The sequence below is a fragment of the Inquilinus ginsengisoli genome (genome assembly GCF_050434925.1).
Lineage (GTDB): Bacteria > Pseudomonadota > Alphaproteobacteria > DSM-16000 > Inquilinaceae > Inquilinus > Inquilinus ginsengisoli_B.
On the sequence record NZ_JBNDJK010000001.1, the window covers coordinates 2,531,690 to 2,551,427 of the forward strand.

The following is a 19,738-nucleotide window of genomic DNA, read 5'->3' on the forward strand; positions in this document are numbered from 1 at the left end:
ATGATCACCATCACCGGCCTCGACGTCGTATTCGGCGACACCCATGCGGTGCGCGACGCCTCGCTGAGCGTGGCGCGAGGCGAGAGCTACGGCCTGGTCGGCGAAAGCGGCTCCGGCAAGTCGACCATCCTGCGCGCCTTGTCCGGCCTGAACTGGGACTGGACCGGCCGGATCACCGTCGACGGGCGGGAGCAGGGGCGGCGCCGCGACAAGGGCTTCTTCAAGCTGTGCCAGATGGTGTTCCAGGACCCCTATGGCTCGCTGCATCCGCGCCAGACGGTGGATGCGACGCTGATGGAGCCGCTGGCGATCCACGGCTTCGACAACCGCGACGCCCGGGTCGAGCGGGTGCTGAAGGAGGTCGGGCTCGGCCCCAGCTTCCGCTTCCGTTATCCGCACCAGCTGTCGGGCGGGCAGCGCCAGCGCGTCGCCATCGCCCGGGCGCTGGTGCTGGAGCCGCGGGTGCTGCTGCTGGACGAGCCGACCTCGGCGCTCGACGTCTCGGTGCAGGCGGAGATCCTGAACCTGCTGAAGCGGCTGCGCACCGAGCGCGGGCTGACCTACCTGCTGGTCACCCACAACCTCGCCGTGGTGTCGGTGATGTGCGACCGGCTGGCGGTGATGAACCGCGGCCGCATCGTCGAGACCCTGACCGCGGCGCAGTTGCATGACGGCACCGTGACCCAGCCCTATACCCGCCAGCTGCTCGAGGCCAGCCGCGGCTACGACCGCGCTGCCGCCGACCGGATCGAGGATTTCGCGGCGTAGGAGTGCCGGAGGCGCGAAAGGCTCAGGACCCTCTCCCGGCACGGCATCATCGGGACTGGCGGGTCAGGCCGTCGGTTCGCGCTGTTCAGGCATCGAGCAGGCCGAGGCTGAGGGCGGTCGCGACGGCTTCGCTGCGGCTGGTCGCCCGCAGCTTGCGCATCGCCGAGGCGACATATTCGTTGACGGTGTAGACCGACAGCGCCAGGCGCTGGGCCGCCTGCTTGCTGGAGGCGCCGCGGGCGACCCAGGCCAGGCAGTCCCGTTCGCGCGGCGCCAGCAGCGGCGGCGCGTCGCCGCCACGCGTGCCGGTCGCGACGAGCCGGCCCTGGATCTTCAGCGCCCGGCCGATATGCGGGCCGATATGCTGCAGCAGCCGGACCTCCTCGTTGCTCCAATCGGGGCGGCGCGGCGACCGCCAGAGCGACAGATGAGCCCCCAGGCCCAGCCGGTCGAAAGCGACCCAGTACAGGCCGCTGTGGCCGTCCTGCGGCCGGACATAGTCGTTGTAGAACTCGGTCCGGAGAAAATCGTCCTGCGGCACCAGCATGCGGTCGACGAAGACCGGTTGTGCCTGCAGCTGCTGCATCATCGGCAGGATCGGCCAGGTCTGGTGGTAATGGGCGTTGTAGAGCGGGATATAGGCCGGGTCGCAGCCGACGCGGATGGCGACATCGGTCGGCATCGGGGCGCCGGTCGGGTGCAGCGCCGCGGCCTCGCCGCCGAGCAGCGTCAGCACCCGGCGCAGCACGACCGCCCAGTCCTCGTCGCCGAGGGCGGCGTCGTAGGTCTGGCCGACCAGCTGGGCGATAGCGCGGTCATCCGGCATGGCGAAGCAGGGCAAGGGCACAGCAAACCGCCGGCGTGGCACCGGCGGTCACCCGAGACTATACCAGATTTGTGATTCTTTAACGGCTCTTGCCGAAGCCGCGCGCTGCGCCTTCAGTACAGCGTCAGCAGCAGCGCCGCCGCCGACAGGGCCGCGCCGCCCGTCACCGCCGCGAAGCCCGGGCCGGCGCGCCATAGCAGCACCGCGATCAGACCGAAGGCCGCCATCAGAATCGGATTCATCTGCACTTCCCCACCCAATGGCGATCCCGCATCGCGCCCGGCGGCCACACCACAATCAGAACAGAATTTGCGTCGAATTGTTTCCATCTCGGCGCAAAAAAGCCGGAAAACGGCGGGCGCACCGCGCGACATTCCACCGCCAGGGTCGCGGATTGTGGCGTTTGCCTCAATCCCCGAGGATTAGGGGATCACCCCCCGAGCAGATCGAGGACCATCGCCTTGGCCACGGCCTCGCCCCGGCTGGTCGCCGCCAGCTTGCGCATCGCGGCTTCGATGGTGTCGTTGACCGTGGGGATCGACAGCTCGAGCTGGCGCGCGATCTCCTCGCTGGAGGCGCCGCGGGCGACCCCGGCCAGGCAGTCGCGCTCGTGCCAGGTCAGCGCCGCGGCACCCTGCACCAAGTCTGCCGCCACCCGATGGGCCGCGCCGGCGCCGAGGCGGCGCTCGATCTCCAGCGCCTGCTCGAGATGCGGGGCGAGCTGGTGCAGCAGGCGCAGCTGCGCCGGCTCCCACTCCGGTTGCCGGTGCGAGCGCCAGATCGAGATCAGGGCCGGGGTGGCCCCGCCGCCCTGCCGGTTGCGGGCCAGCCAGGACAGGCTGGCATGCTGGTCCTGCGGCGTCAGGAAATCGGTGTAGAACTCGGTCCGGACATAGTCCCGGTCGGCCAGCAGCATGCGGTCGACGAAGACCGACCCGCCGGGCAGCCGCGGCAGCCAGGGCCGGATCGGCAGCAGGCTGTGATAGTGGGCGCCGTACAGCCCGACATAGGCGAGGTCGATGCCGCTGACCAGCGTCTGCACCGCCTGGCCGGGCGCCTGGGGCCGCTGCAGCACGGCCGCATGGGCGCCGAGCATCCGCGTCAGACCCCCCAGGACGACGGCCCAGTCCTCGTCGCCGGCCGCGGCGTCGTAGATCTGGCCGATCAGGTCGAGGAACTGGTGCTCGTCCGGCATGGCAGGCATCGCGATGGGCGGCCGGAGGCCGGGCGGCGTGTTATAGCACGGCCTCCGGCCCCCCGTCGTCCCGGTGCGGCCGCTATTCCCCGGCGGCGGGGCTCGTGAGCTCGGATCGCAGCCGCGCCGCGCCGAAGGCGACGCCGCGCTTCTCCGGCCCGAAGGCGATCAGCAGCGCGATCACCACCGCCACCACCCCGGTCACCCAGGCCATGGCCAGGGCGTAGTCGTTGCCGTTGGTGACGGCGATATGGGTCTGCAGGGTCAGGTTGATCGCCGCCAGCAGGTTGCCGGTCTGGTAGACGAAGCCGGGGAAGGTGCCGCGCGCCTCCTCCGGCGACAGCTCGTTGAGATGGGCCGGGACCACGCCCCAGGCGCCCTGCACCGCGACCTGCATCAGGAAGGCGCCGGCGGCCAGCAGCACCGGGCCGGAGGAGAAGGCCCACAGCGGCAGGGCCGGCAGGGCCAGCAGCGATGCGACCACGATCACCCGGCGCCGGCCGAAGCGCTCCGACAGCACGCCGCATCCGATGCCGCCGAGGATGGCGCCGATGTTGTAGACGATGGCGATCAGGCTGACCTCGTGCGGGCCCATGCCGTGCTGGACCTTGAGGAAGGTCGGATAGATGTCCTGGGTGCCGTGGCTGAAGAAGTTGAAGGCGGTCATCAGCAGGATGGCGTAGATCCCGAGCCGCCAGTGCCGCCGCACCGTGTCCAGCAGCGAGATGCCGACGCTCGCCGTCCGCGTCTCGGTCCAGGATGGCGATTCCGGCACGCTGCGGCGGATGTACAGCACCAGCAGCGCCGGCAGCACGCCGATCATGAACATGCCGCGCCAGCCGATCGAATCGTAGAACAGGCCGTAGACGACCGAGGCCAGCAGGTAGCCGGTCGGATAGCCCGCCTGCAGCAGTCCGGAGACGAAGCCGCGCGAGCGGACCGGCACCGTCTCCATGGTCAGCGAGGCACCGACGCCCCATTCGCCGCCCATGGCGATGCCGTACAGCATGCGCAGGATCAGCAGCACGGTGAAGGTCGGGGCGAAGCCCGAGGCGAATTCCAGCAGCGAATAGGCCAGCACGTCGACCATCAGCGTCGGCCGGCGGCCGAAACGGTCGGCGGCGCGGCCGAACAGGAAGGCGCCGAGCGGCCGCATCGCCAGGGTCAGGGTGACCAGCCAGGAGGTGGCCTCGGCGCCGGTGCCGAACTCCTTGGCGATGTCGGTCAGGATGAAGACGAGGAGGAAGAAGTCGAAGGCATCGAGGGTCCAGCCGAGAAAGCTGGCGACGACGACGCTCCGCTGCCGGGGAGTCCATCCCTGCATGTCGGGCCTCTGAGCCGTGGCTGCGGCGGGCAGCGCCCCTTCCATCCGCCCCGTCGCCTGGCGTCAGCTTCACCCGGCCGCGGTGGCGCCGTCTCGCGCCGATCGGGCATGGCTCATGTGCCGGAACGAGGATTCCGGCCGATTCCATCGGCCGGAGCCACCCCCTCACCCCGAAGATGGGCCCTTCAAAATAGCTGAAGCCGGCTCCTTTTTAGTCCCCCCTCCCGCGAGGGGAGGGGGGGACTCATTTTTGCTTTAGACCGATGACGTCACGAGCCCCGAGAGAATTCCGAGGACAAGGGCCCGGCGCGTAGCGACGGGAGGGTGAGGGGGAGAGCCGGCCTCAATCCGTCGGCATTTTGTCGATGCCGCCATGCGCGGCGGACCAGGAGACCGGGTCGTGCAGGAACTTCTCGACCTCGGCCAGCGTCTTCGGGTCGAAATGGTTGCCGGCCTTGCAGACCTCCAGCACGTCCCACCAGGTGGCCAGCGCGTGCAGCTCGACGCCGATCGATTCGAAGAACTTTGGCGTGTCCTTGAAGATGCCGTAGTTGAAGACGACGAAGACGTGCTCGACCACCGCGCCGGCGTCGCGCAGCGCCTGGCAGAACTTGGCCTTGCTGCGGCCGTCGGTGTTCAAATCCTCGACCAGCAGCACCCGCTGGCCCTCGGTCAGCACGCCCTCGATCTGGGCGTTGCGGCCGAAGCCCTTCGGCTTCTTGCGGACATACTGCATCGGCAGGGCCAGGCGGTCGGCGATCCAGGCGGCGTAGGAGATGCCGGCGGTCTCGCCGCCCGCCACCGCGTCGATCTTCTCGAAGCCGATCTCGCTCAGGATCACCGAGGTGGCGAAATCCATCAGCACGCCGCGGATGCGGGGGAAGGAGATCAGCCGCCGCGTGTCGGTGTAGACCGGGCTGGCCCAGCCCGAGGTGAATTTGTAGGGCGTCTCGGCGTTGAAGCTGACCGCGCCGGCCTCGAGATAGGCCTGGGCGGTCAGGCGGGCGATGGTCTTGCGGTCGGGGAAGCTGGTCGAGAGGATCATGGTGGGCTCCGGCGGATTTGGGCTGTCTTAGGACCGGGGCTGTCATCCGGCAAGCGCGCTTGCGTCCCAAAGGACGCATGGCCATGATCCGCCCGCCGCTTCAGGAAGCCCCGCCATGACCGATCGCTTAACGATCCGCCGCCCCGACGACTGGCACCTGCATCTGCGCGACGGCGCCATGCTGCGCGCGGTGCTGCCGCACTCGACGGCGCATTTCGCCCGCGCCATCATCATGCCGAACCTGACGCCGCCGGTGGTGACCACCGCCGACGCCCGCGCCTATCGCGACCGAATCCTGGCGGCGCTGCCCGACGGCGCGCGCTTCACCCCGCTGATGACCGCCTACCTGACCGAGGGCACCGACCCCGACGACCTCGCCCGCGGCCAGGCGGAGGGCGTGCTGACGGCGGTGAAGCTGTACCCGGCCGGCGCCACCACCAACTCGCATGGCGGGGTGCGCGACCTCGCCAAGGTCCGCCCGGTGCTGGAGCGGATGCAGGCGATCGGCCTGCCGCTGCTGGTGCATGGCGAGGTGGTCGATCCGGAGATCGACATCTTCGACCGCGAGGCGGTGTTCATCGAGCGCAACCTGCAGCCGATCCGGAGCGACTTCCCGGAGCTGCGCATCGTCATGGAGCACGTCACCACCCAGGACGGGGTCGATTTCGTGCTCGGCCAGGGCGACGGCCGGGTCGGCGCCACGATCACGCCGCAGCACCTGGTGCTGAACCGCAACGACCTGCTCGTCGGCGGGGTGCGGCCGCACTACTACTGCCTGCCGGTCGTCAAGCGCGAGCGCCACCGCCTGGCGTTGCGGGCGGCGGCGACCTCGGGCGATCCGCGCTTCTTCCTCGGCACCGATTCCGCGCCGCATCCGGTGCATGCGAAGGAGACGGCCTGCGGCTGCGCCGGCGTGTTCAACGCCCGGGTCGCGGTCGCCTGCTACGCCCAGGTGTTCGAGGAGGAGGGGGCGCTGGACCGGTTCGAGGCCTTCGCGTCGCTGAACGGCCCGGCTTTCTACGGCCTGCCCGTGAACGAGGAGACCGTCACCCTGGTGCGCGGCGCCGAGGACCTGCCGGAGCGGCTGCCGGTGCCGGGCGGCGACGACGTCCATGTCTTCCGCGGCAAGACCGTGCCGGGCTGGCGGGTCGAGGGCTGAGAGACCGTTTTGGAAATGCGCTGGCGTGAGTCGGATGGCGGTGGTTTCGAGAACCGGAGCGCAGCGGACGTTTGGGTCCGTGAGCACCGGAAGCGGAGAAACCGCCGTCAGGCGGCCGCGCCAGTAGCATTTACAAAAACGGTCTCTGAGACCGGCGGTCAGAGCCGGCGGAGTACGACGCTCAGGTTGTTGGCCGGCATCTCGGTGACGGCGGGGTCGGAAAAGCCCGCCGCAGCGGCGAGGGCGGCGACGGCCTCCAGGTCCCGCAGGCCCCAGGCCGGGTCGCGCTGCCGCAGGTCGCGGTCGAAGGCCTCGTTGCTCGGCGCGGTCGCCACGCCGGCACGGCGATAGGGGCCGTAGAGATACAGCGGACCGCCCGGCGGCAGGATCGCCGCGGCGCCGCGCACCAGCCCTTCGGTCGCGGCCCAGGGCGAGATGTGGATCATGTTGATGCACAGCACCGCGTCGGCGGCCGCGACCGGCCAGGGCAGTGCCGCGGCATCCAGCGCGAGCGGTGGGCGCAGATTGGCCAGGCCGCTCGCCGCCGCCCAGGCCGCGATGCTGCTTCGCGCCTCCGGATTCGGGTCGGAAGGCTGGAACACCAGGCCGGGCAGCGCCGCCGCGAAGTGCAGGCTGTGCTCGCCCGTGCCGCTGGCGATCTCCAGCACCGTGCCGGTCTCGGGCAGCACGCCGCGAAGCACGGCGAGGATCGGGTCCCGGTTGCGCGCTGCCGCGGGCGCCTGCTGGCGATGGTCGGTCATCACGGCCCCGCCGGCCGGCGGGCGGCGGCCAGCAGCAGGCCGAAGCCGATCATCAGGCCGCCGGAGATCCGGTTGAACCAGCGGAACGGCCGGGCGCTCCGGAAATAGCGGCCGAGGCGGGCGCCGATCAGGGCATAGATCGTGATCGCCACAACCTCCAGCACCAGGAAGCTGGCGCCGAGCAGGGTGAAGCTGGCGGCGTAGTCCTGCGGCACCACGAATTGCGGGAAGAAGGCGGTGAAGATCAGGATCGCCTTCGGGTTGCCGGCCGCGACCCAGAATTCCTGCCGGATCAGCGCGCCGAGCGGCTGGGACGGTCCGGCCGCTTCCCGGTCCGGCGCCGGCGCGTCGGCCCGCAGCAGCTTGATGCCGAGCCAGATCAGATAGGCGGCGCCCAGCCATTTCACCACCGCGAAGGCCAGCTCCGAGGCGGTCAGCAGCGTGCCGAGGCCGAGCCCGGCGACGGCGATCATGATGGCGAAGGCGACCAGCCGGCCGGAGGCGGCGGCGACGGCGCGCACGGTGCCGTCGCGGGCGCCGTTCGACAGCGACAGCAGGTTGTTCGGCCCGAACGCCATGTTCAGCGCGAAGCAGGCGGGCAGGAAGAGCAGGTAGTCGGCGAGCGTCATGGTCCAGATCTCCGCCGGCACGGCCGGCCGGCGCAGCGTGCCAGAGATCGGGCGGGCGGGAAACCGCCGAGCGGGGCGGCGCGCGATGCAGGATTGCATTCCCGAATACTGCATTTTCCTAAAATTGGACCCGATAGTTTCGAGGTTCCGGACCGAATTCGTTGATCGCGGATAGAGTTTGCCGCCATACTCGGATCGAACCTTAAGGATTCGATGCGAGGTTTCGTGGCGATCTCTGTCTCCGGCATGGCGATGCGGGCCTATCTCGGCGGGGTCGAGCCGGTGCTGTTCCGGCTGCGCAAGGAGCAGCGCCTGCGGATCTGGGGGCTGCGCCCCGCCGATCTGCCGGAGGCGGCGCTGCGGCTGCAGACCGAGGGCTGCGCCGGCGGGCATCTCTGCCACCACATGGTGACGGCGCATCGCGACTATCTGGCGAAATATACGCGGCGCGGGCCGGACGGCGTCGCCCGGCTGTGGCAGGGCACGCCCTGCCTGCTCGACCTGACCCCTTTCGCCGATGCCGAAGCCTATGAGAAGGAGATCCGCAAGCACTCCTTCGGCTACATCCTGCGCGAGACCCGCAAGGCCGCGAAGGCGGGCTATCGCTGCCGGATCTTCGACCGCTTCGCCCAGGGCGACGACATGCGCGACATCGAGGCGTCGAAGCTGTTCCGCTCCGGCGGGCCGGTGCCGCAGGCCTTCGCCCAGCGCTTCGGCCGCGGCAGCGGCGTCAAGGGCGACCCCTGGCTCGACGCTCCGTGCCCGGAGCATTGGGCGCTCGACTGGGGCGTGTTCATCGACGACGGCGGGCGCGACCGGCTGGTCGGCACCATCGTGCTGCGCCGGGTCGGCAACATCATCCGCATCGTCAGCTTCCTCGGCCATGCCGACCACCTGTCATCCGGCGCGATGAAGCTGCTGTTCGTCGAGATCGCGCGCTGGCTGCTGCGCCGTGAGGATCCGCGGGTGCGGGGGGTGCGCTTCGTCCTCTACGGCGCGCTGGAGCAGGGCGGGCTTGGCCTGCTGCACTGGAAGCGGCGCCTGCTGGTCCGGCCCTTCGTCTTCGCCGACCCGGCGCCGGCCGGCAGCAACGGCGGGGCCATTCGCGCCTGACGCCACGATTGTGGCGGGCGGCGACTTCAGATCGTCCCGCTAACGCCATTTTTCCCCGGCTGAACTGGCCGCGATCGACATCACCGGGGGATGAACATGGACCAGGACAGTTCGGCTGCGACGCGGCCGCGGACGGATGAAGCCGCGCGCTCGCCGGTGGGGCCGGCCAGCCGCTCGGCCGAGAACGAGGCGCGGATCGTCGCCCATCTGCGCGCGGTGCTGCTGGGCTGCGGCCGCTCGCCGGTCTGGGGCTAGCCGGGGCCGAGCACCGCGGCGCTCGGCCGGGCGGCGATGCGGTCCCACCAGGCGGCCAGCCGCCCGTGCCGCGCCAGCAGGTCGCGGCCTTCCGGCGCCATCCGGAAATAGTCGAGGATCGGCGCCGCGTGCAGGTCGGCCAGGCTGAGCGCATCGCCCAGCAGCCACGGCCCGTCGCCGAGGAAGCCCTCGAGCACGTCGAGGCACATCCCGGCCCGGGGCAGGGCCGCGGCGATCAGCGCCTCGTCGGTCGGCCGGCCCGCCTTCGGCTTCGACACCCGTTCGACATAGATGTCCCAAACCAGCGGGCGATAGGCGTAGCTGTCCAGCACGCCGATGATCTGGGTCATCCGGGCTCGGCCGCGGGCGTCGGCGGGCTGCAGCGCCGGCCCCGGAAAAGCCTCGTCGACATAGCGGGTGATCGCGGCGGTCTCGTACAGCGCGAAGCCGTCATGCTCGAAGGCGGGAATGCGGCCGAAGGGGTGGCGGCCGAGATAGCCCGGCGGCGGCCCCTCGGGCGCGAAGATGTCGACCTCGACCAGGTCGAACGCCACGCCCTTCTCCTGCAGCGCCAGCAGCGCGGCGCGGACATAGGCGCTGTAGCGGGCGCCGTAGAGGATCGGGGTCACGGCACCTCGACCTTCCGCTCGGTGTCGATCACCAGGATGTTGTTCCGCTCCAACTGGTAGCGGCCGGTATAGGGTCCGGATTTCCAGCCGTCCTGCGGCGCGCGCCGGCCGCTGAAGGCGGACCAGAGATTCTTCGATTCCGCCAGCACCGACCGGTCCTGGTGCACCGGCTTGCCGTCCGGGCCGGTGATGGTGACGATCTGGATGTCGCCGCCCCGGACGCCGAAGCTTTCGGCCCACAGCACCAGCGGCGCGTTCCGGCCGCCCTTGATCTCGGCGTAGTCGCCGCGCCGGGCGGCCTCCCAATCGGGCGGGCCGGCGGTGAAACCCGCGGTCAGCAGGGCGGTCGGGATATAGGGCACATCCGCAGCCCAGAGCGGATGGCCGGTCTTCTCGCAGCCCGAGCCGATCGGCAGGGCGGTGAAGGGATCGATGAAGGTTTCGCCCTTGAACACGCTGAACTCGACATGCGGGAATTCGGTGTTGCCGGACAGGCCGACCTGGCCCAGCTTCTGCCCGGCCTTGACCGTGTCGCCCGGCTTCACCACGACGCTGCCCTGCTTCATATGGGCGTAGCGGGTGTGCCAGCCGCCGCCATGGTCGATGGTGACGCCGTTGCCGGCCTCTCGGCCCTTGACCGCGTCGGCGCCGCGTTCCTTGATCGAGATGTCGGGCTCGCCGTCGCGGATGCCGAGCACGGTGCCGTCGGCCGCCGCCAGGATGTCGACGCCCTTGCGCATGGCGGCCAGGTCGCGCAGGCGGATGTCGGTGCCGTTGTCGCCGTTGTAGCCCAGGCGGTCGCAGCGGAAATTGCCGAAGCGCGGCCCGGCGACGGCGTCGACGTAGTTCTGGATGAAGCAGTCCTGGCCCAGGGTGCAGGCGACCGGCCAGCTGAAGCGCGGCTCGGTCTCCTGCGCCGATACGGCGGCGGGCGCGACGAGAAGGACGAGTCCGATCAGGGCGCTCCGCAGCATCCGATTTCTCCGTGTTAGAGACCGCTTAGAAATGCGCTGGCGTGAGTCGAATGGCGGTGGTTTCGAGAACCGGCGCGCAGCGGACGTTGGGTCCGTGAGCACCGGAAGCTTCGAGTCCGCCGCCAGGCGGCCGCGCCAGTAGCATTTAAAACGGTCTCTTAGAGAGACACCACCCGGATCCGCCGACCCTGCACCGCCAGGGCGATGCCGCCGCGCTTCAGCGCCAGCGCGGCCTCGCCGAACATCTCGCGGCGCCAGCCATGCAGCGCCGGCACCTGGGCGTCGTCGTCCATGGCGATGGCCTCCAGGTCGTCGCTGCCGGCGACCAGCTTCTGGGCTACGCCCTCATCCTCGCATTTCATCTTCAGCAGCACGCGCATCAGCTCGACCAGCGGCGCGATGCCGGGCGGGGTCGGCGGGCGCTGCGCCAGCTTCGGCGCCTGGTCGGGCGGCGTCGCCAGGCCGCGCTCGACCGCCGCCATCAGCCCCTGGCCCTGCCAGCCCTCGGCCATGTTTCGGCTCATGCCGCGGATCCGGGCCATGGCATCGAGGTCGCGCGGGGTGTGCGCCGCGATCTCCAGCAGCGCCTCGTCCTTCATGATCCGGCCGCGCGGGATGTCGCGCTTCTGCGCCTCGCGCTCGCGCCAGGCCGCCACCTCGCGCAGGATCGCCAGGAACTTGGCCGAGGCGTTCCGCGGCTTCAGCCGCAGCCAGGCCTGGTCCGGCTCGGTCCGGTAGGTGCCCGGATCGCACAGGATCGCCATCTCCTCGGCCAGCCAGGCCTCGCGGCCGGACTGGGCCAGCTGCTGGCGCAGCGCCTCATAGGCCGGGCGCAGATGGATCACGTCGGCCAGCGCGTATTCGATCTGGCGCTCGGTCAGCGGCCGGTGCGACCAGTCGGTGAAGCGTGACGACTTGTCGATCCGGGCATTGGCCAGCTTGCCGACCAGGTTCTCGTAGCTGACCGATTCGCCGAAGCCGCACACCATGGCCGCGACCTGGGTGTCGAACAGCGGCGTCGGCACGCGGCCGGTCAGGTGGTCGAAGATCTCCACATCCTGGCGGGCGGAGTGGAAGACCTTCAGCACCTTCTGGTTGTGGACCAGCGCGAACAGCGGCGCCAGGTCGATGCCCGGCGCCAGCGGGTCGATCGCCACGGCCTCGTCCAGCCCGGCGATCTGCACCAGGCACAGCTTCGGCCAGAAAGTGTGCTCGCGCATGAACTCGGTGTCGATGGCGATGTAGTCGGCCGCTGACATCCGGTCGCAGAAGGCGGCGAGCTCGGCGGTGGAGGTGATCAGAGTCATCCCCAGCGTTGTAGACGATGAAACCCCCAGTTGCCGAGTGCTTTACGACAATCCGCCGAACGGAATGCCGCCGGCGGCGAATCCGGCTAGTCTCGACCGCGAACCGGTGGGGCCGGGGCGGGAACGCGGCCATGCTTTCGCCATGGCCGTTCGGGAGCGTGGAGGCGACGGCGAGGAGGGCCGCATGAGACGATCCCTGGCATCCACCATGGCGGCTGCGATTCTGGCGGCGATGGCGCCCCTCGCCGGCGCGGCCGAAGAGGCGCCGCCCGGCCTGTTCCGGGTCGGCGACACCGGCGTGCGCTGCCTGAAGCAGCCCTGCCCGTGGCGCGGCGTGGTGCCGGTCGACGACGAGAGCGTCGCGGCCGGGACCGTCCCCCCGGCCTATGCCGGCGACGCGCCGCCGGTGATCGCGGCGCGGGCCGACCTGCTGGACCCGGTGCGGCGCGAGATCTGGCGCGCCTGGGCCGCGGGCGGCTGCCTGCTGGTCCATGGCCGCTTCGACCGCCGCGGCGCCGCGGCGATGCCGGTGCTGTCGGTCGACCGGGTCATCGGGCCGTGCAGCCGGTAGCCGCGGACCTGACGCCTGACTGCGGATGGAGGCGAGCTTGCCGAGGACATTGAGAGCGATCGCCATCATCGAGCTTATAGCTGGCCTTGTCCTGGCGATCTGGTGGTTCAGAGTGTCGGAGGGCTTCCTAGGACTTGCTTTCCTGCTTTCTGGGTTGATCTCCGCCATCGTGTTCCTGGCGCTGGCGCAGATCCTGGAGAACTCGAACCTGATGCGGCAGGATCTCGGCTCGCTGCGGGATGAGTTGCGGCGGGAATCCAGCACGGCAAGAGGCCATGCCGGAGCGGGCTTCTCCATCGTCATCGCTGCCGCCGTCAATGGAGGCGATCAGAGAATCGGCCGATCCGGCCACCGGTCGAATCACATACATCTACAACGGCGTGAGCTATGACAGCCGCTATTCCGCCGTGGAACAGCTCACCGAGGATGAGTGGCGCGAGCGTCAGTCTCCAGGATCGCCTCCGTCCGATTGAGGGGATAGCCGGAGCAACGGCCCGGTCACTGTTCTACCCCTCCCAGTCCAGGCCGAGGTCGAGAATGGGCGCGCTGTGGGTGATCCAGCCGGCTGAGATCAGGTCGACGCCCGCGGCGGCGATCGCCGGCACCGTCTCCACCGTCACCCGGCCGGAGGCTTCGGTCACCGCCCGTCCGTCGACCCTTCGCACCGCCTCGCGCAGCTGGTCCGGGGTCATGTTGTCCAGCAGCACGGCGTCGATGCCCTCGGCCAGCGCCTCGTCGAGCTGGCCGAGCGTGTCGACCTCGACCTCGATCTTCACCAGATGCCCGACCGCGGCGCGGGCCCGGGCGATCGCCGGGCGCACCCCGCCGGCCACGGCGATGTGGTTGTCCTTGATCAGCACCGCGTCATCCAAGCCGAAGCGGTGGTTGACGCCGCCGCCGGCGCGGACCGCGTGCTTCTCCAGCGCCCGCAGCCCCGGCGTGGTCTTGCGGGTGCAGGCGATGCGCGCCTTGTGCGGCCGGGCGGCGGCGACCAGCGATGCCGTGGCGGTGGCGACGCCGGACAGGCGGCACAGCAGGTTCAACGCCACCCGCTCCGCGGCCAGGATCGGCCGGGCCGGGCCGTCGATCTGGATCACCGCATCGCCCGGCGCCACCCGGCTGCCGTCCGGCTTCAGGACGACGACGGCGATGGCGGGGTCGAGCAGGCGGAAGGCCAGGGCGGCGGCATCGGTGCCGGCCACGGCGCCGGGCTGGCGCGCCACGATGGCGCCGCGCATCCGGGCCTCGGCCGGGATCACCGCGGCGCTGGTGATGTCGCCGGCGCGGCCGAGATCCTCGGCCAGCGCGGCACGGACCACCGGCTCGACCAGCAGTTCGGGGAGGGAGGGGAGATCCATGGTCGGCCTCACGGGCGGGCAGTGCCGGTGCGGGGGGCGTCGCCCTCCAGCACATCGGCGAGGGTGATGAAGGAGGGGGCGGAGGCCGGATCGGCCTCGGGCCGGTCGCTGCGGCACTGGGCGCCGCGACTCTCGCGCCGGCGCAAGGCGGCGGTGGCGATCAGCAGCCCGGCCAGGGCGCGGTCGGCCAAGGCCGAGGGCGCGGCATCGGCCAGGGGCCGCAGGGCCGTGACCGCGGCGATCAGCCCGGCGCCGTCGCGGACCACGCCGACATGCCGCTCCATCAGCCCGCGCAGTGTGGCGACCATGCCGGCATCCGGGGCGGGGCGGCGGGCAGCGCCGAGCGGCAGCGGCCGCAGCGGCGGCCGGGCCTCGCCGCCGCTTATGTCCGCGGCGATCCAGCCGGCGAAGGCCAGGGCCTCGAGCAGCGAGTTGCTGGCCAGGCGGTTGGCGCCGTGCAGCCCCGTCGCCGCCACCTCGCCCGCGGCCCACAGGCCGGGCACGGAGCTGCGGCCGCGGCCGTCCACCGCCACGCCGCCCATGTGGTAATGCGCGGCCGGGCGGATCGGGATCGGCTGCCGGGCCGGGTCCAGCCCCGCCTCGCGGCACAGCGCGGTGACCTTGGCGAAGCGCTGCAGCCGGTCGCCCAGCGGGCGCACATCCAGGAACACCGGCTCGCCGGCCATGACCCGGCGGAAGACAGTGCGGGCGATCACGTCGCGCGGGGCCAGGTCGCCCTGCGGATGATCGGCCATCACCCGATCGCCAGCGGCCGTCACCAGCATGGCGCCCTCGCCGCGCAGCGCCTCGGTGGCCAGCGGCATCGGATCGTGGCCGACGGCCATGGCGGTCGGGTGGAACTGCACGAATTCCAGGTCGCGCAGCACCGCCCCGGCCCGCGCCGCCAGGGCCAGGCCGGTGCCGGCGGCGCCGAGCGGGTTGGTGGTGTGGGCGTACAGGCCGCCAACCCCGCCGGTGGCCAGCACCACGGCCCGGGCCGGGATCGCCACCGGGGCGCCGTCCTCCCAGGCCAGCACGCCGCAGATGCCGGCTTCGTCGCGCAGCAGGGCGGTGGCGCGGGCGTGGCGGAGGACGATGCGCGGATCGGCCTCGACGGCCCGGGCCAGGGTGTGCAGCACCGCGGCGCCGGTGCCGTCGCCGCCGGCATGGATGATGCGGCGGCGGCCATGCGCGGCCTCCAGCCCCAACGCGAAGTCGCCGCCCTCTGAGCGGTCGAAGGGGGCGCCCAGCCCGGTCAGCCAGGCGATGCAGCCGGGCGCCGCCGCGGTGACGCGCCGCGTCACCTCCGGGTCGCCCAGCCCGGCGGCGGCCGCCAGCGTGTCGGCGGCGTGCAGCGCCGGGTCATCATCGGGGCCGAGCGCCGCGGCGATGCCGCCCTGGGCCCAGCCGGTGGCGGCTTCGGCCCCCAGCGGCGCGGCGGACAGCAGCAGCACCGGCAGCGGCGCCAGCTGCAAGGTCGTGGCCAGCCCGGCGATGCCGGCGCCGATCACCACCACCCGGTCCTGCGGGCGGGACGAGATCGCGTCCATCAGCGCACCTCCAGCATGCGTTCGACCGCGGCGCGGGCACGGCCGACCACGGCGGGGTCCAGCTCCACCGCGTGGGTCATCGTCTCCAGCGCGTGCCGGATCTTGGGCAGGGTGATCCGCTTCATGTGCGGGCACAGGTTGCAGGGCCGGATGAAGTCGATCTCCGGGAACTGCACGGCGACATTGTCGCTCATCGAGCATTCGGTCACCAGCACCACCCGGCCGGGGCGCTTGGTCGCGACATAGTCGCTCATCGCCGCGGTCGACCCGGCGAAATCGGCCTCCGCCACCACCTCGGGCGGGCATTCCGGATGGGCCAGCACGACCACGCCGGGATGGGCCTCGCGCAGCTGCCGGACATCGGCCGGGCCGAACCGCTCATGCACCTCGCAGGCGCCCTGCCAGGCGATGATCTCGACCCTGGTCTCGGCCGCGACATTGGCCGCCAGATAGCCGTCCGGGATGAAGATGACACGCGGCACGCCCAGGCTCTCCACCACCTTCACGGCGTTGCCGGAGGTGCAGCAGATATCGCTCTCCGCCTTCACCGCGGCCGAGGTGTTGACATAGGTCACCACCGGCACGCCGGGGTAGCGGCGGCGCAGCAGGCGCACATCCTCCGGCGTGATCGATTCGGCCAGCGAGCAGCCGGCGGCGGCATCGGGGATCAGCACGGTCTTGGCCGGGTTCAGCAGCTTCGCCGTCTCGGCCATGAAGTGCACGCCGCACAGCACGATCACCGAGGCCTCGGCCCGGGCCGCCTCGCGCGCCAGGGCCAAGCTGTCGCCGGTGATGTCGGCGATGCCGTGGAAGATCTCGGGCGTCTGGTAGTTGTGCGCCAGAATCACGGCGTCGCGCTCGCGCTTCAGCCGCAGGATGGCGTCGATGTCGGGGGCGAAGCCGGGCCAGTCGAAGGCCGGAATGACGCGGGACAGCCGGTCGTACAGCGGCGCGGTGCGCGCGGCCACGGCAGGGGTGTAGTCGGTGGAGACGGACATCGGGTTCTGCTCACTTCGAGAATTACGAGGACAGGCGCGGCCCGAATCGGTGTCGCTTCCGTTACTCTAATTCTCAGAATTAGAAAAACAAGACGAATTCGCGGAGGGCGATCCAGCCTCCCGCCGTGAGGTGTTGTCGCCGGCCGCGCGCGCTCTCATCTCTCGGCGAGGGCCGGCGACCCGGGCCGGCCCGAGGACAGAGCAGCATGATCGCGACCGATCCCGGGCAGGTCTCCCGATGCCGATGACCGCCACCGCAGCATCCGGGATCCGCCCGGGCATCGCCCTGCGGGCCTGGGCCGGGCGTGACCGGCTGCTGCCGCTGCTGACCGCGGCCCTCGCCCTCGCCATCTTCCTGTTCGACACCTTCAGCCCGATGAAGATCGCGGTGGCGGTGCTCTACGCCATCGTCATCCTGATGTCGGTCGGCTTTCTCGACCGCCGGGGCGTCCTGCTGGTGGCGCTGGGCTGCGGCGGGCTGACGGTGATCGGCTTCCTGGTCGGGCTGCGGCATACCGGGTTCGAGGCCCATCTCCTGCGCGGCATCGTCAGCCTGTCGGCGATCGCCATCGCCACCCTGCTGGCCCAGCGCGGCCAGGCGACGACCGAGGTGCTGCGCGACAGCGAGCGGCGCTGGCGCGGCATCTTCCACTCGGTTGGCGTGGCGATCTGGGAGGAGGATTTCACCCGGGTCCACCGCCTGTTCGAGGATCTGACGCGGCAGGGCGTCCCCGATCTCCGGCGCCGGCTTGAGGACGATCACCGCCTGGTCGAGCGCTGCATCGCTTTGGTGCGGATCGTCGACGCCAACGACGCCGCGGTCCGGCTGGTCGGCGCCGCGGATGCCGCCCAGGCGATCGCCGGACGCGCGCGCATCTTCCTGCCCGAGACCGTGCGGACCTGGCGCGACCTGCTGATCGCCCTGGCGGAGGGCCGGCCGTCCTTTGCCGGCGAGACCGTGCTGCAGACCATCGCCGGCGAGCGCCGTTCGGTCCTGCTCACCGTCACCTTCCCGGCCGACGGCGTGCGGTCCACCGGCCTCCTCAGCGCCGTCGACATCACCGAGCGCCAGGCCCTGGCCGAGGCCCGGGCCGAGCTGGCGCATGTCTCGCGCATCGTCACCCTGGGCGAGCTGACCGCGTCGATCGCGCATGAGGTGAAGCAGCCGCTGGCCGCGATCGTCACCGACGCCCAGGCCTGCCTGCGCTGGCTCGACCGGCCGGTGCCGGCGCTCGACGAGGCGCGGGCCTGCGCCGGCCGGATCGCCGGCCAGGCCAACCGCGCCGACCATGTCGTGCAGCGGCTGCGCGACCTCACCCGCAAGGCGGAGCCGGAACGGATGCCGGTCGATCCCAACATCGTCGTCGACGAGGTGGTCGAGCTGATGCGGCACGAGATCGCCGACCATGGCGTGGCGCTGCGGACTAGGCTCGCGCCCGGGCTGCCGCCGGTTGCGGGCGACCGCATCCAGCTGCAGCAGGTGTTGATCAACCTCGTGGTCAACGCCATCCAGGCGATGGCCACGGCGCCCCGCCGCGAGCTCACGATCGAAACCAGCATGGGCTCGGCCGGGGAGGTCATGGTCGATGTCCAGGACAGCGGCATCGGGCTGACACTTGAGGAGATGCCGCGCCTGTTCACCCCGTTCCGCACCACCAAGCCCGGCGGCATGGGCCTCGGCCTGTCGATCTGCCGCTCGATCGTCGAAGCCCATGGCGGGCGGATCCGGGCGTCGCGCAACGCCGATGCCGGGCTGACCTTGCACATCGCCCTGCCGGCGGATCGGGGGCGGCCATGACCGGTTTCGCGCCCGAGGCGCCGCTGGTGCTGGTGCTGGACGACGAGGCGCCGGTCCGCACCGCGCTCGACAGCCTGCTGCGCTCGGTCGGCTTCCGCGTCGCCTGCTTCGCCGCGCCGGAGGAGCTGCTGCACGGCGACCAGCTGGCGTCGGCGAGCTGCCTGGTGCTCGACATCCGGCTGCAGATGGCCAGCGGCCTCGATCTCCAGGCGCAGCTGGCCGAGGCCGGGCTCGGCATTCCGATCGTGGTCATGACCGGTCATGGCGACATCCCGATGAGCGTGCGGGCGATGAAGGCCGGCGCGGTCGACTTCCTGACAAAGCCGTTCCGGGACCAGGACATGCTCGACGCCGTCGGTGCCGCGATCGAGCGCGACCGTGAGCGGCGCGCGGCGGAGCAGCGCGTGGCCGAGGTCGCGGGGCGCTACGGCACCCTGACGCCGCGCGAGCGGCAGATCATGGCCCTGGTCGCCACCGGGCTGATGAACAAGGAGATCGCGGGGCAGCTCGGCCTCAGCGAGATCACGGTCAAGATCCACCGCGGCCAGGTGATGCGGAAAATGGCGGTGCGGTCGGTCGCCGACCTGGTCCGCATCGCCGACACGCTGGATGGCCGGCCCGGCTAGATCGGGACGCGTTCGACCGGAGTGGCGCTGGCGGGATCGAACCGCATCTCACTATTAACACAATGTGCAATTGTATTATCTATCGACTACGTTCATGCTATGTTCCATGGACAAGGCGCAGACCGATCGGATGTCGGAAGCCCCGGCCACTCCCCAGGAGGAGCGGGCGGCGCGGCATCTGCGCATGCTCGCCCGGGCGGCCGAGATCCAGATGGAGATCATGGAGGCGACCCGCACCGAGGCGGTGGAGGCGCCGCAGCCCGGCGCCGACTATTGCAAGCGGATCGCCGCGGTCGCCAAGTCGCTGCGGCAGACCCTGCTGCTGGAGGACAAGTTCGCCAATCATCGCGACGAGCGGCGCAAGGCCGCGGCGAAGCGCGAATCGGCCCAGGAGGATTGGCACGACCTTCGGGTGAAGCTGGCGATGCTGGCTGCCGCCTACGAGGTGTCCGAGGACGATGAGGAGGTCGACCGCCGCGTCGCCGAAGTGTGCGAGCGGGTCGAGCGGGTTCAGGTGGCGGAGCTGATCGCTGCCAGCCGGCCGGAGGTCGCGGTGGCGGCGCTGTGCCGGCGCTGGGGCTTCCCGCCGGAGGTGGAGCGCTGGCTGGAGATGGCCGACGAGGCCATGGAGCATTACGGCTTCATACCGCCGGAGGACGGCGAGGACGATGATCGGGAAGATCCGCCCGAGCCCCGCCCAGCCGGCGCCGGCCGCCGCAAGCCCCGGCCCCGGATACGGGCTGACCGCCACCGAACTCACCCGCTTCACCAACCTCCAGCACTCGCGAACGCATCCTTCCACGCTCCCCTTCTCCTTGCGGGAGGGGGTTGGGGGAGGGGTCTGCGCGCGTC

22 protein-coding genes are annotated in these 19,738 nt (G+C 71.0%); 8 read left to right on the top strand and 14 right to left on the bottom strand.

The features are described 5' to 3' along the window. Complete coding sequence (locus QFZ27_RS12025; RefSeq protein WP_429232445.1) at positions 1-768, top strand: ABC transporter ATP-binding protein; 768 nt, start codon at positions 1-3, stop codon at positions 766-768. Positions 769-853: 85 nt separating this feature from the next. Here the strand turns inward: QFZ27_RS12025 and QFZ27_RS12030 are convergent, their stop codons facing one another. From QFZ27_RS12030 to QFZ27_RS12050, 5 genes are all read right to left on the bottom strand, one after another. Then, positions 854-1,615 (bottom strand): helix-turn-helix transcriptional regulator, encoded by a 762-nt coding sequence (locus tag QFZ27_RS12030; RefSeq protein WP_429226617.1) that lies wholly within the window; start codon positions 1,613-1,615, stop codon positions 854-856. A gap of 92 nt (positions 1,616-1,707) precedes the next feature. Beyond that, positions 1,708-1,836 carry a hypothetical protein gene (locus QFZ27_RS12035; RefSeq protein WP_429226619.1) on the bottom strand — a complete coding sequence of 43 codons (129 nt, stop codon included), beginning with the start codon at positions 1,834-1,836 and terminating at the stop codon, positions 1,708-1,710. A 188-nt stretch (positions 1,837-2,024) separates the two neighbouring features. Continuing rightward, positions 2,025-2,789, bottom strand: coding sequence for a helix-turn-helix transcriptional regulator (locus tag QFZ27_RS12040; protein ID WP_429226620.1), 765 nt, complete (start codon positions 2,787-2,789; stop codon positions 2,025-2,027). A gap of 82 nt (positions 2,790-2,871) precedes the next feature. Then, positions 2,872-4,113 carry an MFS transporter gene (locus tag QFZ27_RS12045; RefSeq protein ID WP_429226621.1) on the bottom strand — a complete coding sequence of 414 codons (1,242 nt, stop codon included), beginning with the start codon at positions 4,111-4,113 and terminating at the stop codon, positions 2,872-2,874. Positions 4,114-4,456: 343 nt separating this feature from the next. After that, positions 4,457-5,158, bottom strand: a complete 702-nt coding sequence (locus QFZ27_RS12050; protein ID WP_429226622.1) for an orotate phosphoribosyltransferase — start codon at positions 5,156-5,158, stop codon at positions 4,457-4,459. Between the two features lie 115 nt (positions 5,159-5,273). Here QFZ27_RS12050 and pyrC point away from each other — a divergent pair, with 115 nt between their 5' ends. Continuing rightward, positions 5,274-6,317 (top strand): dihydroorotase, encoded by a 1,044-nt coding sequence (pyrC, locus tag QFZ27_RS12055; RefSeq protein ID WP_429226623.1) that lies wholly within the window; start codon positions 5,274-5,276, stop codon positions 6,315-6,317. 158 nt (positions 6,318-6,475) lie between these two features. Here pyrC and QFZ27_RS12060 read toward each other — a convergent pair whose 3' ends face one another. Both QFZ27_RS12060 and QFZ27_RS12065 read right to left on the bottom strand, forming a co-directional pair. Beyond that, entirely contained in the window at positions 6,476-7,078 is a 603-nt protein-coding gene (locus QFZ27_RS12060) for a DUF938 domain-containing protein (RefSeq protein WP_429226624.1), read from the bottom strand. After that, positions 7,078-7,707: a LysE family translocator gene (locus tag QFZ27_RS12065; protein ID WP_429226626.1), complete on the bottom strand. Its 630-nt coding sequence runs from the start codon at positions 7,705-7,707 to the stop codon at positions 7,078-7,080. Before QFZ27_RS12065 ends, QFZ27_RS12060 begins: the two co-directional genes overlap by 1 nt. Positions 7,708-7,932: 225 nt before the next feature. Between QFZ27_RS12065 and QFZ27_RS12070 the strand changes: the two genes are divergently transcribed. Further along, positions 7,933-8,820 (top strand): hypothetical protein, encoded by an 888-nt coding sequence (locus QFZ27_RS12070; protein ID WP_429226627.1) that lies wholly within the window; start codon positions 7,933-7,935, stop codon positions 8,818-8,820. Between the two features lie 96 nt (positions 8,821-8,916). Further along, a complete protein-coding gene (locus QFZ27_RS12075) occupies positions 8,917-9,075 on the top strand; it encodes a hypothetical protein (protein WP_429226628.1) in 159 nt (52 codons plus the stop codon). On the opposite strand, the gene QFZ27_RS12080 is transcribed toward QFZ27_RS12075, so the two are convergent. The 3 genes from QFZ27_RS12080 to rnd all read right to left on the bottom strand — a co-directional run bounded on the left by QFZ27_RS12080 (position 9,072) and on the right by rnd (position 11,985). Then, entirely contained in the window at positions 9,072-9,704 is a 633-nt protein-coding gene (locus tag QFZ27_RS12080; RefSeq protein WP_429226630.1) for a glutathione S-transferase family protein, read from the bottom strand. The two genes, QFZ27_RS12075 and QFZ27_RS12080, sit on opposite strands and share 4 nt — an antisense overlap. Continuing rightward, entirely contained in the window at positions 9,701-10,678 is a 978-nt protein-coding gene (locus QFZ27_RS12085; protein ID WP_429226632.1) for a M23 family metallopeptidase, read from the bottom strand. The genes QFZ27_RS12080 and QFZ27_RS12085 overlap by 4 nt, the downstream gene beginning before the upstream one ends. A 158-nt stretch (positions 10,679-10,836) precedes the next feature. Beyond that, positions 10,837-11,985, bottom strand: a complete 1,149-nt coding sequence (gene rnd / locus QFZ27_RS12090) for a ribonuclease D (protein ID WP_429226633.1) — start codon at positions 11,983-11,985, stop codon at positions 10,837-10,839. 184 nt (positions 11,986-12,169) lie between these two features. Between rnd and QFZ27_RS12095 the strand changes: the two genes are divergently transcribed. Both QFZ27_RS12095 and QFZ27_RS12100 read left to right on the top strand, forming a co-directional pair. Then, positions 12,170-12,556 (top strand): hypothetical protein, encoded by a 387-nt coding sequence (locus QFZ27_RS12095; RefSeq protein ID WP_429226634.1) that lies wholly within the window; start codon positions 12,170-12,172, stop codon positions 12,554-12,556. 37 nt (positions 12,557-12,593) lie between these two features. Beyond that, positions 12,594-12,947: a hypothetical protein gene (locus tag QFZ27_RS12100; protein WP_429226635.1), complete on the top strand. Its 354-nt coding sequence runs from the start codon at positions 12,594-12,596 to the stop codon at positions 12,945-12,947. 115 nt (positions 12,948-13,062) lie between these two features. Here the strand turns inward: QFZ27_RS12100 and nadC are convergent, their stop codons facing one another. The 3 genes from nadC to nadA are packed head-to-tail and all read right to left on the bottom strand — an operon-like array spanning position 13,063 to position 16,462. After that, positions 13,063-13,926 carry a carboxylating nicotinate-nucleotide diphosphorylase gene (gene nadC / locus QFZ27_RS12105; protein WP_429226636.1) on the bottom strand — a complete coding sequence of 288 codons (864 nt, stop codon included), beginning with the start codon at positions 13,924-13,926 and terminating at the stop codon, positions 13,063-13,065. Beyond that, on the bottom strand, positions 13,923-15,464 hold the full coding sequence (locus QFZ27_RS12110) for an L-aspartate oxidase (protein ID WP_429226638.1): 1,542 nt from the start codon (positions 15,462-15,464) through the stop codon (positions 13,923-13,925). The genes nadC and QFZ27_RS12110 overlap by 4 nt, the downstream gene beginning before the upstream one ends. After that, a complete protein-coding gene (gene nadA, locus QFZ27_RS12115; RefSeq protein WP_429226639.1) occupies positions 15,464-16,462 on the bottom strand; it encodes a quinolinate synthase NadA in 999 nt (332 codons plus the stop codon). Before nadA ends, QFZ27_RS12110 begins: the two co-directional genes overlap by 1 nt. Positions 16,463-16,700: 238 nt before the next feature. Between nadA and QFZ27_RS12120 the strand changes: the two genes are divergently transcribed. Both QFZ27_RS12120 and QFZ27_RS12125 read left to right on the top strand, forming a co-directional pair. Beyond that, positions 16,701-18,260 (top strand): sensor histidine kinase, encoded by a 1,560-nt coding sequence (locus QFZ27_RS12120; RefSeq protein WP_429226640.1) that lies wholly within the window; start codon positions 16,701-16,703, stop codon positions 18,258-18,260. Further along, positions 18,257-18,886 carry a response regulator transcription factor gene (locus QFZ27_RS12125; RefSeq protein ID WP_429226641.1) on the top strand — a complete coding sequence of 210 codons (630 nt, stop codon included), beginning with the start codon at positions 18,257-18,259 and terminating at the stop codon, positions 18,884-18,886. The genes QFZ27_RS12120 and QFZ27_RS12125 overlap by 4 nt, the downstream gene beginning before the upstream one ends. 97 nt (positions 18,887-18,983) lie before the next feature. Here QFZ27_RS12125 and QFZ27_RS12130 read toward each other — a convergent pair whose 3' ends face one another. Further along, positions 18,984-19,658: a hypothetical protein gene (locus QFZ27_RS12130; protein ID WP_429226642.1), complete on the bottom strand. Its 675-nt coding sequence runs from the start codon at positions 19,656-19,658 to the stop codon at positions 18,984-18,986. Positions 19,659-19,738: the final 80 nt, after the last annotated feature.